Genomic DNA, 16,664 nt, shown 5'->3' on the forward strand with positions numbered 1-16,664 from the left:
GGGCCCGATGCCGAACGCGCCTGAGCGGACATCGCTGCGGTTCCAGCCCTTTCCCGCCTCGCCGCGGCTGCGGGCCGCGCGCGCGCTGTACACGCTGGCCCTGGTGCTGCTGCCGTTCTGCCTGATCGCCACGCCCCTCGGCCTGTTGCCGGCGGCGGTGTGCACGCTGCTGGCGGTGCTGCTGGCGCCGGACCGGATCTGGGCGGCGCGCCTGGATGCCGGCCGGCCGCTGCTGTGGATGCTCCTGGCCGTGGCGCTGGTCGCCCTGGTGGTGAGCACCTCGACGCTGATCCACCACGACCGTTGGAGCGAGGCCGGCAACCGCGGGCGCGTGCTGGTGATGCCGCTGGCCATGCTGCTGGTGATCGGCCTGGCGCCGCCGCGCGCGGCGCTGTGGAGCGGCGCGGTGCTGGGCCTGTTCGGCGCCTGCGCGGTGGCGCTGGTCCAGCTGTGGCAGGACGTGGCCCGATCCGATGGCTGGATCAACGCCATCACCTTCGGCGACCTGACGGTGCTGCTGATGGGGCTGGTGGTGTTCCTGCGGCCGTCCGGGCGGCTGCTGCTGACCATCGCGGCCACCTGCGCCGGCCTGGTGACGGTGGTGCTGAGCGGCACGCGCGGGGCCTGGCCGGCGGCGGTGCTGGTGCTGGTGATCGCGCTGATCTCGCGCGCCAACGGCGGCAAGGCGCGACGCTGGGAATTCCTGGCGCTGGCGGGGCTGGCGGTCGTGGCCCTGGCCGCGCTGCTGCCGCATGTCAGCGAGCGGGTGGAGGAACTGCGCGGCGACATCCAGCGCTATGCGGTGGGTGATGCGGATTCGTCCTCCGGGGCGCGCATCGAGCTGATCGGCATGGCCGTGGACGAGCTGCAGCGCCAGCCCTGGACCGGCGTGGGCGTGGGGCATTTCGAACGCGTGGTGCTGGCCTCGCCCGAGTGCCAGCCGCCCGAGCCGCTGAGCTGGTGCGACCTGGACCACGCGCACAGCGACTTCCCCGAATGGGGCGCGACCATGGGCATTCCCGGCATCGTCGCGCTGCTGGCGCTGTACGGCGTGCCGGCCTGGCTGTTCGTGCGCCAGCTGCGGGTGCGGCCGTTCCCGCGCCGCTCGCGCAGCGCCGCGCTGGCCGGGCTGATGACGGTGGTGTCCTTCGTGCTGTGCGGGCTGAGCCAGTCGATGTGGGCCCACCAGCTCAGCGGCGGCGCCTATCTGACGCTGGTCGGCATCCTGCTGGGATTCAGCCTGCGCGAGGATCCGCGGAAGGGCTAGGGGCGAGGCGTGCGTGGAGAGGAGTGAGAAGTGAGCGTTTGCCCTTCCTCACTGCTCTGCACTCACTTCTGCTTCCCCACCGGCTGCCCGTGCTGCAGCAGCCACAGCATGATCGCCTTCTGCCGCACGTAGTTGGCGCGCACGTAGGCGTAGACCAGGCCGCGCCAGCCGTCCAGGAAGCCGAGCCGGAACACATAGCCGCGCCAGAAGCGCCACGCCGGCGACACCACCAGCTTGGCCAGCGAGGCGCGCTTGCCTCGGGCGAACTCGTGCTCGGCCATCATCTGCGCGTAGCGCTGGGTCTTGGCCAGCTGCTGCTCCAGCGAGCGGTACGGGTAGTGGATCAGGTCGCCGGCCAGCGTGCGGACCGGGCCCTCGACGCTGGCGGCTTCGTGGATCTCGCGCTGACCGCGCCAGCCGCCGCGCCGGCGGTCGAACAGCCGCAGCACCCGGTCCGGATAGGCGTTGCCGTGACGCAGGAAGCGGCCGAAGTAATCGGACAGCCGGTTGAAGCGATAGCCCGTCGCGCCGGCGAAGCCGCCCTCGCGCGCGGCCTCGATCGCCGCGCGCAGCTTCGCGTCCACGCGCTCGTCCGCATCCAGGCACAGCACCCAGTCGTGCGCGGCGCTGCGCACCGCGAAGTCCTTCTGGCTGCGATAGCCCTCGAAGTCGCGCAGCAGCACGCGCGCGCCGCGGGCCTGGGCGATGGCGACCGTGGCATCGGTCGAATGCGAGTCCACCACCACGCACTCGTCGCAGAAGGCCAGCGAGTCCAGGCAGTCGCCGATGCGGTCGGCTTCGTTGAACGTGATAATGCAGGCCGAAATGCGCGGCCGCGGGTCGTGTAGCGACGTCAAGGACATAGCACGCTCATGGCCGACTTCCTGCTGTTTGCGACCGAACGGTACGCCCTGCCTATTCTGGCGCCTCTGGCCCAGGCGCTGCACGCGTCCGGCCAACAGGTCCACGCGTGGTTCGAGGGCAACGCGCGCGGGCTGGAGACGCAGGTGGCGGCGTACGTGCGCCCGGTCGATCTGAAGGCCGCCGTGGCGCTGCGCCCGCGCGCGGTGTTCAGCGCGGCCAACTGGGTGCCGCCGTTCGTGGCCGGCGCCAAGGTGCAGCTGTTCCATGGTTTCAACGTGGAGAAGCGGGCCGAGGGGCGCGGGCACTTCCGCGTGCGTGGGCTGTTCGACCTGTATTGCACGCAGGGGCCGGCCACCACCGCGCCGTTCCGCGCGCTGGCCGAGCGCGAAGGCCACTTCGCCGTGGCCCAGACCGGCTGGCCCAAGCTCGATCCGCTGTTCCGCGACGATGGCGGCGCCAGCGCCGCGCTGCGCGCGCCGGCGGGCGAGCGGCCGGTGATCCTGTTCGGCTCGACCTTCACCGAACGCCTGAGCGCCGCGCCGGTGCTGATCGAACAGATCGCCGCCGACATCGCGCGCGGGCAGCGCTACTGGCTGCTGACCCTGCATCCCAAGTGTCCGCCGGCGCTGTTCGATCGCTACCGCGCGCTGGCCGGGACCAACGCCGCCTTCGTCGAGCCCGAGCAGGTGATGGCGGCCCAGCGCGCGGCCGATGTGCTGGTGTCGGACACCTCCTCGATCGTCTCGGAGTTCGTCGTCCAGCACAAACCGGTGGTGACCCTGCGCAATCGCGCGCCCAAGCCGCACATGCTGGATTTCGACGATCCGGCGCAGCTGCCGGCGCAGCTGGAGCGCGCGCTGCAGCCGTCGCCGGCGCTGATGGAGGCGATCGTGCGCTATGCCGATTCGATCCATCCCGATCGCGATGGCTTCAGCGCCGAGCGGGTGATCGCCGCGACCGAGGACTTCATCGCCGGCGAGCTGGGCGTGCTCAGGCCCAAGCCCTTCGCCGCACGCCTGCGCGCCCTGCAGATCCGCAAGGACCTGGGCTACTGGGGCCCAGGCGCCCGGCCCTGACCCACCTGTAGAGCGGAGCTTGCTCCGCTGGGGCCTTCCTCCGCGAGCCGAACGAAGAGCAGCGGAGTCCCCAAAAGGGGATTGCCACAAGCTCCGCTCTACAGGCAGGCTGCTACGAGATTTGAGGAGACAGTTGCTCCCACCCTGCCAAGCGATGGCTTCCTTACCAGCGCAGCCGGCGCCGTGCCAGGGTGGCGGTGAGTTGATCGTGCAGGGCGCGGGCCTGGTGCAGCGGCATCAGGCGCAGCTCCAGGCGCGGTCCCTGGTGGGCGGCGCCGGCCGAATCGAGCAGCAGCGTGGCCGTGCCGCAGCGGCGGTCCAGCGGCGAGCGGCTCAGGCGCAGCGCCTGCAGCTTGTCGACCTCGGCGAAGCGCCACCAGCGCGTCCACCAGCCGCCGCGCACGGCCACCAGGCGGGTGTCCACGCTCCAGGCCATGCGCTGCATCTGCCGGCGCGCCTTGAACGCCGACCACGGCCACCACGCCAGCACCACCAGCGCCAGCACATCCAGTAGCGGCCACAGCGCCGCGGCCAGGACGATCAGCCAGAACGCCGGCCACAGGCACAGCCGCCACCATTGCCCGACCGGCATCGCATGCCACTGCACCGGTGGCCACTGCGCGTCGGGCAGCAGGTGCTGCAGCAGGGCGTCGCAGCGCTCCGGCGTGGCCAGCGGCACCAGTTCGCGGATCGCGCGATCCTGTTCGTTCGAGCTGCCGACCACGGCGGTGTCGATGTCCAGGCTGCGCCGCCCGAAGCAGCGATGCAGCACACCCTCGCGCAGCGTCCAGGACTGGATCCGGCGCCGCGCAGCGCTGGAGCGCACGCGCGCCAGCAGGCCGCGTTCGACGGTCAGGCGCTGCTGCGCTTCGCTCAGGCGGAAGCCGTGGTACTGCAGCGCCGCCAGCGCGATCGATAGCGCCCGCAGCAGCGCCAGCGCCAGCAGCAGCACGCTGGTCGCGGTCAGCAGCCAGGTCAGCCAGCCCAGGTGCAGATGGCTGGCGAAGCCGAACGCCTGCCGGCCGTAGCGTTCGATCGCATCGGCGACCACGCGCTGCGGGAACAGCTGGTACAGCGCGCCGGCCGTGGCCGCCATCGCGATCATGCCGCGGTTGGAGATCAGGCCCAGGCGCACGATCTCGCCCGCGCCCAGGGTCAGCAGGGTGTTGCCGTCCTGCGCCTCGGGCACGGCCTCGGCGCCGGCCTGGCCGCGATGGCGCACCAGCGACTCCAGCGCCAGCGCCTGGTCCAGCCGCAGCACGCGCATCTGCGCTTCCGGCTTGCTGCCGCCGGCCGACTCCAGGCGCAGCTCGGCCACGCCGAACAGCCGGTGCAGCAGGCTCTGATGCACCGCCACGTTGTGGATGCGGGCGAAGGGAATCTCGCGCCGGCTGCGGTTGAGCAGGCCGCTGCGGATGCTCAGGCCATCGGCGCCGATGCGGTAGCGGTAGGTCAGATAGCGCAGCAGCGAGGTGCCGACCAGGATCGCCATCACCACCAGCGTGGCGACATGGTTGTAGCGGTCCGAGTCGCCATCGCGCCCGCCCCCGAACACCACCAGCACGAGCAGCGGCAGCAGGAACTGCTTGAGCTGCTGGAGCAGCACGAACAGCCACGACCACGGATGCAGGCGCTGGTCGCGCGGACCGCGCTGCATGGCGTCAGGCGGCGCGCTCACAGCGCGTCGTCGTCGCGGTCGAGCTGGTGCGCCAGGCGCTCGCGCAGGCGTTCGGCATCGCGCTGGTCCAGCCCGGACACCGAGACCGCGTTCAGCCGCGTGCCGGCGGTGTGCACCACCAGCGTGGCCAGCCGCGCGGCGCGATCCAGCGGGCCGCGGCGCACATCCAGGTGCTGTACGCGCGAAATCGGCACATGGGTCTCGCTGCGCCACAGCCGGCCCTGCATCAGCGCGAAGCCCTGCGCGTCCAGCCGCCAGCGGATGAAGCGATGGCGGCGATAGGCGATCACCGCCGCGCCCAGCGCGATCACCGCGACCGCGATCGCGCCCTCGTCCAACCAGGGCGTCAGGCCCGGCGCGGACAGCCAGGCCACGCCCAGGGCGAAGGCGCCGGCCACCAGCGTGCCGATGAAGGCGCCGAGCGCGGCCAGCCCGGCGCCGCGCGGCGGCAGCGCCTGCCAGCCATCGGGCAGCGCGGTGGCGGGTGCGGGTGGCGGAACAGTTTCGGGAAGCGGAGGCGAGGACGACACGCGGAGCCTGGACGGGAAGGGCGGGAGCTAAGCGCCGCCGAGTCTAGAGCGTGCGGTGGCCCCGGAGGTGAGCGCGAGGCCGTCTCAGGACACCTCGAACCGGTGTCGCGCCCTCGGCCCCGGCGTCTTCGCCGCTTGCGCGACCCGCGCACTCCCCACCGTCGTTCCCGCGAAAGCGGGAACCCATGGACTTTACGCACAACTTCCCAAAGCACTGGATCCCCGCTTTTCGCGAGGATGACGATCCTGAAAGCCGCCAGCAATCAGGACAGCGAAGACAGCAGCGCGTCCACGTCCAGCGCGTGCCCGGCGCGCGCGGCCTTGGTGCGCAGGTACTGCTCGTTGTCGGTGGTGATGCGGCCGGTGACCGGCAGGCGTTCGACCACTTCCACGCCGACCCCCCGCAGGCGCTCGACCTTGGACGGGTTGTTGCTCAGCAGCCGCACCTGATGCACGCCCAGGCCGCGCAGCATGGCCGCCGCGGTGCCGTAGCGACGCTCGTCCGGGCCGAAGCCCAGCAGCGCGTCGGCATCGATGGTGTCCAGGCCCAGATGCTGATAGCCGTAGGCGCGCATCTTGGCGGCGATGCCGGTGCCGCGGCCTTCCTGGTCCAGGTACAGCAGCACGCCGCCGCCCAGCTCGGCCAGCTTGGCCAGGCCGTTGCGCAGCTGGTCGCCGCAGTCGCACTTGAGCGAGCCGAACAGGTCGCCGGTCAGGCACGAGGAATGCACCCGCACCGGCACCGGTCGGCTGAAGTCCGGGGTGCCGACGATGATCGCCACTTGGTCGCGCTGGGCCACCCCGCCGCGGAACACCACGAAGCGGGCATCGCCCAGCCCGCGCAGCGGCACGCGGGTGCTGGCGACTTCCTCCCAGTCCTGCCCGGCGTCGGCCTGGCCGGCCTCGACCTGGTCCAGGTTGATGGCCAGACAGGCGTCGAACGGACCGTCCTGCGTGTCCAGGTCGTGCACCACCAGCGCCGGCAGCAGCAGCCCCAGGCGCGCGAGCTGCAGCCCGGCGGCATCGCGCGCGTTGGCAGGTTGCCAGGCCTCGCCGTGCGGCTGGGCCGGCAGATAGCTCAGGTCGGCGAGCTGATCGAAGCGCCCGTCCAGCGCCAGGCGCGCCCCTTGCGGCGCGTCCAGGCCGAGCACGCCGGCGCGGATCGGCCCGATCGACAGCGTTGCCCGCCCGCCGCTGACCTCCAGGAAGCCGTGGAAGCTGTCCGGGGACGCGGTGTCCACCGCCAGCACGGCGGTCTGCCCGCCCTGCGCATCGACCACGCGCAGCGGCCGGCCCGCGCGCAGCTCGGCGGCCGCCCGCTCGCACGCCACGGCGGCGGGATGGCCGAACAGGGCGAGGTGGAGGTGGGAAGCGGTCATGGCGGTCGGAATCAGCGGCGGGGCGAGGAACGGGGGCGGCGTGCGATGGGGCGAAGGCGGCCCGGACAGGCATTTTCGCCGATCCGCCGCGCGGCGGCGGCCACGCCAGCGGAACGATGCGGGTCCGGGCCGTCAGTGCGGGTGCCTGGCGGTCCAGTACGGGTCGCTCTGCCCGCTGCCCGGCGGGCGCAGCGTGTAGCGCTTGTAGGTCCACTGGTACTGGGCCGGGTCGCGCCGGGCCACGCGCTCGATCTGCGCGTTGAGCAGCGCCGTGCCCGCCACCGGGTCCGCGTCGCCGATGCCCGGCGGGGTCGGCTCGACGTGCAGGGCGAAGTCCAGCCCGCTGCCCACGCGCTCGCACCAGCCCAGCAGCACGATCGCGCCGGTGCGCTCGGCCAGTCGGTTGACCAGGGTCATGGTCAGCGCCGGCACGCCGAAGAACGGCACGAACACGCCGTCGCCGGCCTTGGGCTGCTGGTCGGGCAGGATGCCGACCGCGCCGCCTTCCTTGAGGACCTTGAACAGCTGGCGCACGGCCGGGCCCTCGGCACGCACCTGGCGGATGTTCTCCGCCCCGCGCACGCGCTGCAGGAAGGCGTCGCCGGCGGCCGAGGCCGGCGGCTTGTAGACGATGGCGATGTCCCCGCGCGAGGCAAGCCACTGGTTCAGCAGCTCCCAGTTGCCGAAATGCGGCGCGGCCACGATCACCCCGCGGCCGGACTTGAGCGCCGCGTCGTACAGGTCCTGGCCGTGGCGCTGGCGCAGGTGCTCGTCCAGGTTCCGCGCGTGCGGCCGGGTCCAGAAGCGCAGCGTCTCCAGCGCCTGGCGCGCGGTGCCGCGCAGGATGCGCCGGTGCAGATCGGCGCGCTGGCTGGGCAGCAGCTCGGGATAGGCCAGCTCCAGGTTGCGGCGGGCCACCCGGCTCTCGCGCGCGTCCAGTCGGCCCCAGGTCGAGGCCAGGGCATCGGCGAGGCGGCGCAGCAGCGGCCAGGGCAGGGAGGTGAGGGCGGCGGCGGCGCGGTAGGTGCCAGCGGCCAGCAGGTGCGGCTTCATCGTCCCAGTCTATCGGCGGTGTCAACCGGGCGGGGATTGCAAAGCCCGGCCCCCGTCCGCACCTTGGGCGGCCGAGACCGGTGCCCCAAGGAGTCCCAAGCCGATGTTGTCGCTGATCCAGCGCGTGACCCGCGCCAGCGTGACGGTGGACGGCCAGACCGTCGGCGCGATCGGCCCCGGGCTGCTGGCCCTGGTCGGGCTGGAGCCGGGCGACGGCGAGGCGCAGATCCAGCGCATGGCCCAGCGCCTGCTGGGCTACCGGGTCTTCGCCGACGACGCCGGGCGGATGAACCGCTCGCTGACCGACACCGGCGGCGGCCTGCTGCTGGTCAGCCAGTTCACCCTGGCGGCCGATACGGCCTCGGGCATGCGGCCCAGCTTCACCACCGCCGCCCCGCCGGAAGAGGCTGAACGCGGCTTCAACCGGCTGGTGGAGGTCTGCCGGGCGCGGCACGGGGGGGTGGAAACCGGGCGTTTCGGCGCCCATATGGTGGTGGACCTGGTCAACGACGGCCCGGTGACTTTCCTGCTGCGGCCCTGAGCTGCTGCAAATGTTTCAAGACGCGAAAGCGTCAAATCTCGCGGCCCCGGGATAGGGGCGCGCGGCGGCGCGGTGACCTGGCTGGTGAACTATTTGCAGCCAGGCGCGGTATAATACGTGGTTCTCCAGACCTTTCTTTTAGGCGGCGCAAGCACTCATGGCCAACGAACGTCCTGCCCAGGCATCCGACATCAAGCTGCTGATCAGCAAGGGCCTTGAACAAGGCTACCTGACCTATGCCGAGGTCAACGATCACCTGCCTGACGACATGGTCGATCCGGAGCAGATCGAAGACATCATCGGCATGATCAACGGCATGGGCATCCAGGTCCATGAAGTGGCGCCGGATGCCGAGACCCTGCTGCTGGCCGGCGAGGCCAGCGGCAACCGCGAGGTCGACGAGACCGCCGCCGAGGAAGCCGCCGCCGCGCTGACCTCGCTGGACACCGAGGGTGGCCGCACCACCGACCCCGGTGCGCATGTACATGCGCGAGATGGGCACGGTCGAGCTGCTGACCCGCGAGGGCGAGATCGCCATCGCCAAGCGCATCGAGGAAGGCCTGGGCCAGGTGCAGGCCTCGCTGGGCCTGCTGCCGTCGATCGTGGACATGGTCCTGGAGGACTACGAGCTGCACAAGGCCGGCAAGAAGCGCCTGGCCGAGGTGGTCGTGGGCTTCAACGACATCGTCGAAGAGCCGGAGGCCCCCGCGGTCGAGGCGGCCGACGTCAGCGATGCCGATGCCGATGCCGACACCGACGACGAGGATGAGGACGAAGAGGGCGGCGCCGAAGAGGAAGCCGGCCCGACCGGTCCGGACCCGGAGGAAGTGGCGCGCCGCATGGAAGTGATGGCCGCCGCCATGGCCAAGTTCAAGAAGGGCTATGCCAAGAGCGGCGCCGACAGCAAGACCGGCGCCAAGCTGCGCGCCGAGATGGCCGAGGTGTTCGTCACCCTGAAGCTGCCGCTGGCCCTGACCGACAACCTGGTCAAGCACGTGCGCGACGTCCTGCAGCAGATCAAGGACCAGGAGCGCCGCGTGCTGCACCTGTCCACGGTCACCGCCAAGATGCCGCGCAAGGACTTCATCCGCTCCTGGGAAGGCAACCAGACCAACCTGGAGTGGGTCGACGAGGCGCTCAAGCGCAAGCAGAAGTGGTCCTCGGGCCTGCGTGAGGTCAAGGACCAGATCATCGCCCAGCAGCAGGCCACCATCGAGGTGGAGCAGGCGATGTACCTGACCCTGGCCGACCTGAAGGACATCAGCCGGCAGATGGCCTACGGCGAGGCCAAGGCGCGCAAGGCCAAGAAGGAAATGGTCGAGGCCAACCTGCGCCTGGTGATCTCCATCGCCAAGAAGTACACCAACCGCGGCCTGCAGTTCCTGGACCTGATTCAGGAGGGCAACATCGGCCTGATGAAGGCGGTGGACAAGTTCGAATACCGCCGCGGCTACAAGTTCTCGACCTACGCTACCTGGTGGATCCGCCAGGCGATCACCCGCTCGATCGCCGACCAGGCGCGCACCATCCGCATCCCGGTGCACATGATCGAGACGATCAACAAGCTCAACCGCATCTCGCGCCAGATGCTCCAGCAGTACGGCCGCGAGGCCACGCCGGAGGAGCTGGCCAAGGAGATGGACATGCCCGAGGACAAGATCCGCAAGGTCATGAAGATCGCCAAGGAGCCGATCTCCATGGAGACCCCGATCGGCGACGACGAGGACTCGCACCTGGGCGACTTCATCGAGGACACCAACGTGGAGTCCCCGATCGAGAACACCACCAACATCAACCTGATGGAAACGGTGCGCGACGTGCTGGCCGGGCTGACCCCGCGCGAGGCCAAGGTGCTGCGCATGCGCTTCGGCATCGACATGAACACCGACCACACCCTGGAAGAGGTCGGCAAGCAGTTCGACGTCACCCGCGAGCGCATCCGGCAGATCGAGGCCAAGGCGCTGCGCAAGCTGCGTCATCCCTCGCGTTCGGAGACGCTGCGCAGCTTCCTGGACATCGACTGATCCAGGCCAGGCGCGGGACCGTCCAGGCCCTGCGACGCGATCCACGACAGGCCCGCCATCTGCGGGCCTGTCGCGTTCTGCGGCGGCGGCGCGCGAGCCGTCCGCCAAAACCCTAACGTTCCATCGTCTAGCATCGGCATTCTTGTCCCCCCAACAAGGAGTCTGCGTGCGTGCCAACGCCGCCGACTGCGGTGTCTCCATCGCGGTCTTCCCGCAACGCCCCCCGTCCGCGCCGCGGCCTGAGTCGCTTTCGCCGGTGGATCGGATTCGCCAAGCGCGCCAGCGCCTGTATTCTTCTGCGCATGTCCCCGCGTCCGACCCTGTCGTGTTCCTTCCGCTGCGCCTGCACGCCAGCGTGGCGATCGCGCGCGTGATTCCCCTCCCGCAGCCAGGCCCCGCGCGTCGTACCGAATGAAGATCGCCGAACCCATCCGCGTGCCCTATCCCGAGCACGTCATCGACGAGCAGGCCTTCGCCTACGAACTGCTGCCGCCGCCGGCGCCTCTGGAGATGCCGCAGCAGTCGCTGCGCACCGGCAAGCTGCGCAGCCCGCCCATGCCCTCGGCGCCGCCGAACATGGCGCTGCGCCGCCTCTACATCTTCGGCGGGACCCTGGCGATCACCCTGGCCGGCCTGTACCAGATGTTCCGGGTGATGGCGACCGATGGCATCAACCTGCTCGAGGGGCTGTTCCTGACCCTGTTCGCGCTGCTGTTCGCCTGGGTGTCGCTGTCCTTCTGCAGCGCGCTGGCCGGCTTCCTGCTGATCGTCACGCGCCGCCGCCGCCGTCTGGGGCTGCGGCCGGAAGATCCGCTGCCCACGCCGACCGTGCGCACCGCGCTGCTGATGCCCACCTACAACGAGGAGCCGCAGCGGCTGATGGCCGGCCTGCAGGCGATCTACGAGTCGGTGCGCGAGACCGGGCATATCGACCGCTTCGATTTCTTCATCCTCTCCGACACCACACGCGGGCCGATCCGCATGGACGAGGTGGAGGAGTTCCATCGCCTGCGCGAGCGCCTGGGCGGCGCGCCCAACCTCTACTACCGCCACCGCGCCGACAACGCCGAGCGCAAGGCCGGCAACATCGCCGAGTGGGTGCGGCGCTTCGGCGCGGCTTATCCGCAGATGCTGATCCTGGACGCCGACAGCCTGATGACCGGCGACACCATCGTGCGCCTGGCCTGGGGCATGGAGACCCACCCGGACGTGGGGCTGATCCAGTCGCTGCCGCTGATCGTCAACGGCAGCACGCTGTTCGCGCGCATGCAGCAGTTCGCCGGGCGCGTCTACGGCCCGGTGATCGCGCACGGGGTGGCCTGGTGGCACGGCACCGAGAGCAACTACTGGGGCCACAACGCGGTCATCCGTACCCAGGCCTTCGCCGACCATGCCGGCCTGCCCAAGCTCGGCGGCGTGCGCCCGTTCAAGGGCCACGTGCTCAGCCACGACTTCGTCGAGGCGGCGCTGATCCGTCGCGGCGGCTGGGCCTGCCACATGACGCCGGCGCTGGGCGGCAGCTTCGAGGAGGGCCCGCCCTCGCTGACCGACCTGCTGGTGCGCGACCGGCGCTGGTGCCAGGGCAACCTGCAGCACGTGGGCATCCTGCCCACGCGCGGGCTGCACTGGATCAGCCGCACCCACTTCATGATCGGCATCGGCCATTACCTGACCGCGCCGATGTGGGCGATGATGATGCTGATCGGCATCGCCATCCCGCTGGAGCAGGCCGGCACGCTGCTGAGCCTGTCGGACCTGGCGCATTTTTCGCCGGTGAGCTACTGGCGCTCGCTCGACCCGGACCGGATCCTGTACGTGTTCGAGGCGACGATGTTCGCGCTGTTCGCGCCCAAGGTGATGGGATACCTGGCGGTGCTGGCCGACCGCAAGGTGCGGCGCGGCTGCGGCGGTTGGTTCCGCATGATCGTGAGCATCGTGATCGAGAGCGTGCTGGCCGCGCTGATGGCGCCGATCGTGATGTACGTGCAGTCGCGCGGCGTGGCCGAGGTGCTGGCCGGCAAGGACTCGGGCTGGGACGCGCAGCGCCGCGACGACGGCTCGATGCCGTGGGGCCTGCTGGTGCGCCGCTACGGCGGGCTGTCGGTGTTCGGCGTGCTGATGGGCGCGGCGGCGTACTTCGTCTCGCCTTCGCTGGCGCTGTGGATGTCGCCGGTGATCGCCGGCCTGGTGCTGTCGATCCCGATCGTGGCACTGACCTCGGCGCGTGGACCGGGGCAGGCGCTGCGCCGGCTCAAGCTGCTCAGCATCCCCGAAGAAACGCGGCCGCCCGCCATTCTGGTCCGCGCCGGCCGCCTGCGCCAGCGCATCGAGGCCGAAGCCGAGGCCGCTGCGGAAGCGAACTGATCGTTTCCGCAGCGATCGGGCCAGCGGCTGGCTGGCAGAACTCCGATCGCGTCTGAGACACGGCAGGGCCACCTCGTCGCTCGCCCATCGCCGGCAGCCGCGCGCAGGAGTGCGTGCAGCGCAAGGTGAGGCAGGCGAGCGTCGCGCCCACCGTCGGCGGTGATTGCCGCGTCTTTGAACAACAGCCCGGCGGGCCGCCAACGATGCGTTCCGGCGCGGAGCTGCGCTGCCTTTAATGCAAGAGCCTCCACCTGTTCTTGACGAAGCGGCGACGCCATCCGAACACGGCGGTTGTATCTAATGGGCCAGTAGATGCGGGTCCCCAAGCAGTGGCGGATCCCGAGGCAGTGCATGCCGACGAACGATCCACCGGACAGTGGCTTGCCTTCCCGTGACGCGCCCTGCCGAGCGCATTCGCGATAGCCGCCGGTCCCATCACATCCACCATCAGCGAGGAGACAAGCGTATGCCGACAGTCACGACCAAAGACGGCGTGGAGATCTTCTACAAGGACTGGGGCCCGCGCGACGGGCAGGTCATCTTCTTCCACCACGGCTGGCCGCTGTCCTCGGACGACTGGGACGCGCAGATGATGTTTTTCCTCGCCAAGGGCTTCCGCGTGGTCGCCCACGACCGGCGCGGCCACGGGCGCTCGGCGCAGGTCTGGGACGGACACGACATGGACCATTACGCCGACGATGTCGCGGCGGTGGTCGAGCATCTGGGCATCAGCAAGGCGACGCACGTGGGCCATTCCACGGGCGGCGGCGAGGTGGTGCGCTACATCGCGCGCCACGGCCAGGACAAGGTCGCCCATGCGGTGCTGATCAGCGCGGTGCCGCCGCTGATGGTCAAGACCGCGAGCAATCCGGGCGGCACGCCCAAGGAGGTCTTCGACGACTTCCAGAAGCAGGTCGCCACCAACCGCCCGCAGTTCTATCACGACGTGCCGGCCGGCCCGTTCTATGGCTACAACCGGCCGGGCGCCAAGCCCGTGGACGCGGTGATCCACAACTGGTGGCGCCAGGGCATGATGGGCGGCGCCAAGGCGCATTACGACGGCGTGGTCGCGTTCTCGCAGACCGATTTCACCGAGGATCTCAAGGCCATCACCGTGCCGGTGCTGGTGATCCACGGCGACGACGACCAGGTGGTGCCGTACGCCGATTCGGGCGTGTTGTCGGCCAAGCTGGTGCGCAACGGCACACTGAAGACCTACAAGGGCGCCCCGCACGGCGTGCCGACCACGCATGCCGATCCGGTCAACGCCGACCTGCTGGAGTTCATCCAGAAGGGCTGAGCGCGACGCGCGCGTTCACCCATCCCATCGGCCTGCTCCGGCAGGCCGGTGGCACTCGACCAGAACGCCTAGGCGTCCTGACTGGAAACGGCGGCTACCGCCTGCGCGATGACCTCGGCCACTGCGTCCGGCATGGACAGCAGCGACATGTGGCTGGCGAGCAGTTCGGTGGTGCGGGCCTGTAGACGCGTGGCCAACGCGCGCTGCAGATCGACGCTGACCGCCCGGTCCTGACTGGACACGACGTACCAGTTCGGTCGGTCGCGCCAGGCCGGATGGCCGATCCTGTCGTTGAAGGTCGTCAGCGCCAGCGGCGTCTGCACGACGGCGAGCGTGCGGGCTTCTTCCTCGGGCAGGTCCTGGGCGACGTTGGCGATCCAGCTGGTCTCGCCCATCTTGAGGAACCCGTCGCCGAACGGCACGACGCCGCCCAGCCCGGGCGGCGGCGGGTGCTGGCCCACCTGATCCCCGGTCGATTCGCCGGCATCGGGCGCGAAGGCCGCCACGTAGACCAGGGCGCGCACCTTGGGGGTCGTTGCCGGCCTCGGTGATGACCGTGCCGCCCCAGCTGTGCCCGACCAGGACGACCGGGCCGTCGATGGCCTGGAGCGTGCGGCGGGTGGCCGCGACGTCGTCGGCCAGCGATGTGGTGGGGTTCTGCACGGCGACCACGTTCAGCCGCGCGCGCAGCAGCCGCGCGATGACGACGCGCCAGCTGGAGGCGTCGGCCCAGGCGCCGTGTACCAGGACGACGGTGGGATTGGGAGCCTGTGCCATCGACGATTTCTCCTGATGAAGCGACGTGTCGCGTCGCGCGCTTGTGCGGGTGTGGGAAAGAGCGTGGGGGCAACTGTCTCCTCAAGTCTCGCAGCGACGTGCCTGTAGAGCGGAGCTTGCTCCGCTGCTTTTCGTTCGGTTCATGGGGAAGGCCCCAGCGGAGCAAGCTCCGCTCTACAGACGGGAGCCGCCATGGCGGAGAGGGGCTTTGCCGGGAAAGCTTCATCGCCGGCATGCCGGCTCACACCTCGACTCGCTCCGACTCCCGGCCCCACTCCCTCAGTTCCACTCTCCCACCTTCGTTTCTGCGCCGACGCTGCGCGCGTTGGCTCAGCTCTTGACGAAGTCCAGCAGGTCCGGATTGATGACGTCGGCGTGCGTGGTCAGCATGCCGTGCGGGTAGCCCTTGTAGACCTTGAGCGTGCCGTTCCTGAGCAGCTTGATCGACTTCAGCGCCGAGGCCTGGATCGGCACCACCTGGTCGTCGTCGCCGTGCAGGACCAGGGTCGGCACGGTGATGGCCTTGAGGTCCTCGGTCTGGTCGGTCTCGGAGAAGGCCTTGACGCCATCGACGTGGGCCTTGGCGCTGCCCATCATCCCCTGACGCCACCAGTTCTGGACCACGCCCGGATAAACCTTCGCATCGGGCCGGTTGAAGCCGTAGAACGGGCCTGCGGCCACGTCGAGGAAGAACTGGGCGCGGTTGCCGGCGGTGCTGTTGCGGAAGCCGTCGAACACCTCCAGCGGCAGGCCTTCCGGACTGGTCGGCGTCTTGAGCATCAGCGGCGGCACGGCGCTCACCAGCACGGCCTTGGCCACGCGGCCCTGCGGCTGGCCGAACCTGGCCACGTAGCGCGCCACCTCGCCGCCGCCGGTGGAGTGGCCGATATGCACGGCGTTGCGCAGGTCCAGGTGCTCGGCCACGGCCGAGGCGTCGGCGGCGTAGTGGTCCATGTCGTGGCCTTCGCTGACCTGGGCCGAGCGGCCGTGACCGCGCCGGTCATGGGCGACCACGCGGTAGCCGTGCTGGACGAAGAACATCATCTGTGCGTCCCAGTCGTCCGAGGACAACGGCCAACCGTGGTGGAACACGATGGGCTGGGCGTTCTTCGGGCCCCAGTCCTTGTAGAAGATCTGGACGCCGTCTTTGGTCTGGACGTAGCTGCTGGTCATGGGCGGATTTCCTTGTGCGGTCGAGGGCGTCGGTCGTGGCAGGGCCACGGCCGGCAGGACGGCGGTGGCGATCAGGGCGGCACCGGCCTGGAGGGTCTGGCGACGCGTGAACGTCATTGGATCGTGCGGGTCGTGCGACATGCGAAGGGCTCCTTCGGCGGGAATGCCGCCCGGTCAGGCGCGGTGGGGCGAAGGCCATCGTGTCGCCAGCGACACAGGGCCGCCTACCCTCATTGGTGGCGGCCGTCGCTCCCTCTTTCGGGGGACGCGGCGTCGTGGTAGACGACGCGGCGGCCGAAGCGCCGTGCGTCCAGCGAGTACGCGCCGGGGCCCAGCAAGGCCAGGCCGGCGATGAGCAGCAGGGTCGGCGCCTGATCGACGGCCAGGTGCGCCAGCGCGTGCACGCAGGCGAGCAGCAGCGCCAGCGGCGTGAGCCAGCCGCAGATCAGCAGCAGGCCGCCCGCCAGTGCCACACCGGTCCACGCCGTGCTGCCGACCGTGCGCGACTGCCACAGCGCCATCGCCAGCGCCACGCGCAGCATCAGCAGGCCCACGCCGGGGCCGCTGTCGGGGAACATCGAGAACAGTCGCTGCATGGCCACCTCCGCCGGCGATGGGCGCATGGCCCGGCGCGCTGC

At 70.4% G+C, this 16,664-nt stretch carries 12 protein-coding genes and 2 pseudogenes; 6 read left to right on the forward strand and 8 right to left on the reverse strand.

What is annotated here, in order from left to right; all coding sequences use genetic code 11:
- The first annotated feature begins 7 nt into the window (after nucleotides 1–7).
- Nucleotides 8–1,267: an O-antigen ligase family protein gene (locus tag ACFJIT_RS01580; protein WP_379654812.1), complete on the forward strand. Its 1,260-nt coding sequence runs from the start codon at nucleotides 8–10 to the stop codon at nucleotides 1,265–1,267.
- A 62-nt stretch (nucleotides 1,268–1,329) separates the two neighbouring features.
- Here ACFJIT_RS01580 and ACFJIT_RS01585 read toward each other — a convergent pair whose 3' ends face one another.
- On the reverse strand, nucleotides 1,330–2,130 hold the full coding sequence (locus tag ACFJIT_RS01585) for a glycosyltransferase family 2 protein (RefSeq protein WP_379654813.1): 801 nt from the start codon (nucleotides 2,128–2,130) through the stop codon (nucleotides 1,330–1,332).
- Between the two features lie 9 nt (nucleotides 2,131–2,139).
- On the opposite strand from ACFJIT_RS01585, the gene ACFJIT_RS01590 reads away from it, so the two are divergent.
- Nucleotides 2,140–3,207 carry a CDP-glycerol glycerophosphotransferase family protein gene (locus ACFJIT_RS01590; RefSeq protein ID WP_379654814.1) on the forward strand — a complete coding sequence of 356 codons (1,068 nt, stop codon included), beginning with the start codon at nucleotides 2,140–2,142 and terminating at the stop codon, nucleotides 3,205–3,207.
- Between the two features lie 163 nt (nucleotides 3,208–3,370).
- Here the strand turns inward: ACFJIT_RS01590 and ACFJIT_RS01595 are convergent, their stop codons facing one another.
- The 4 genes from ACFJIT_RS01595 to ACFJIT_RS01610 all read right to left on the reverse strand — a co-directional run bounded on the left by ACFJIT_RS01595 (nucleotide 3,371) and on the right by ACFJIT_RS01610 (nucleotide 7,847).
- The gene (locus ACFJIT_RS01595; RefSeq protein WP_379655689.1) at nucleotides 3,371–4,864 is read right to left on the reverse strand and encodes a PH domain-containing protein; all 1,494 of its coding nucleotides are present in this window, start codon (nucleotides 4,862–4,864) and stop codon (nucleotides 3,371–3,373) included.
- A 17-nt stretch (nucleotides 4,865–4,881) separates the two neighbouring features.
- Nucleotides 4,882–5,415 carry a PH domain-containing protein gene (locus ACFJIT_RS01600; RefSeq protein WP_379654815.1) on the reverse strand — a complete coding sequence of 178 codons (534 nt, stop codon included), beginning with the start codon at nucleotides 5,413–5,415 and terminating at the stop codon, nucleotides 4,882–4,884.
- A gap of 263 nt (nucleotides 5,416–5,678) precedes the next feature.
- The gene (gene ribA / locus ACFJIT_RS01605) at nucleotides 5,679–6,794 is read right to left on the reverse strand and encodes a GTP cyclohydrolase II RibA (RefSeq protein ID WP_379654816.1); all 1,116 of its coding nucleotides are present in this window, start codon (nucleotides 6,792–6,794) and stop codon (nucleotides 5,679–5,681) included.
- 132 nt (nucleotides 6,795–6,926) lie between these two features.
- Nucleotides 6,927–7,847 (reverse strand): lauroyl acyltransferase, encoded by a 921-nt coding sequence (locus tag ACFJIT_RS01610; RefSeq protein ID WP_379654817.1) that lies wholly within the window; start codon nucleotides 7,845–7,847, stop codon nucleotides 6,927–6,929.
- 103 nt (nucleotides 7,848–7,950) lie between these two features.
- Here ACFJIT_RS01610 and dtd point away from each other — a divergent pair, with 103 nt between their 5' ends.
- The 4 genes and pseudogenes from dtd to ACFJIT_RS01630 all read left to right on the forward strand — a co-directional run bounded on the left by dtd (nucleotide 7,951) and on the right by ACFJIT_RS01630 (nucleotide 14,076).
- A complete protein-coding gene (gene dtd, locus ACFJIT_RS01615; protein ID WP_130516857.1) occupies nucleotides 7,951–8,388 on the forward strand; it encodes a D-aminoacyl-tRNA deacylase in 438 nt (145 codons plus the stop codon).
- A gap of 157 nt (nucleotides 8,389–8,545) precedes the next feature.
- A pseudogene (rpoD, locus tag ACFJIT_RS01620) lies at nucleotides 8,546–10,412 on the forward strand (RNA polymerase sigma factor RpoD).
- Nucleotides 10,413–10,823: 411 nt separating this feature from the next.
- Nucleotides 10,824–12,776: a glucans biosynthesis glucosyltransferase MdoH gene (gene mdoH / locus ACFJIT_RS01625; RefSeq protein ID WP_130516861.1), complete on the forward strand. Its 1,953-nt coding sequence runs from the start codon at nucleotides 10,824–10,826 to the stop codon at nucleotides 12,774–12,776.
- A 466-nt stretch (nucleotides 12,777–13,242) separates the two neighbouring features.
- Complete coding sequence (locus ACFJIT_RS01630; protein ID WP_379654818.1) at nucleotides 13,243–14,076, forward strand: alpha/beta fold hydrolase; 834 nt, start codon at nucleotides 13,243–13,245, stop codon at nucleotides 14,074–14,076.
- Between the two features lie 68 nt (nucleotides 14,077–14,144).
- Here ACFJIT_RS01630 and ACFJIT_RS01635 read toward each other — a convergent pair.
- The 3 genes and pseudogenes from ACFJIT_RS01635 to ACFJIT_RS01645 form a co-directional block, all read right to left on the reverse strand.
- Nucleotides 14,145–14,853, reverse strand: a pseudogene (locus ACFJIT_RS01635) (alpha/beta fold hydrolase).
- A gap of 330 nt (nucleotides 14,854–15,183) precedes the next feature.
- Complete coding sequence (locus ACFJIT_RS01640) at nucleotides 15,184–16,026, reverse strand: alpha/beta fold hydrolase (RefSeq protein ID WP_379655690.1); 843 nt, start codon at nucleotides 16,024–16,026, stop codon at nucleotides 15,184–15,186.
- A 230-nt stretch (nucleotides 16,027–16,256) separates the two neighbouring features.
- Nucleotides 16,257–16,622: a hypothetical protein gene (locus tag ACFJIT_RS01645; protein WP_379654819.1), complete on the reverse strand. Its 366-nt coding sequence runs from the start codon at nucleotides 16,620–16,622 to the stop codon at nucleotides 16,257–16,259.
- Nucleotides 16,623–16,664: the final 42 nt, after the last annotated feature.

The organism is Pseudoxanthomonas sp. UC19_8, assembly GCF_042700505.1.
GTDB lineage: Bacteria > Pseudomonadota > Gammaproteobacteria > Xanthomonadales > Xanthomonadaceae > Pseudoxanthomonas_A > Pseudoxanthomonas_A winnipegensis.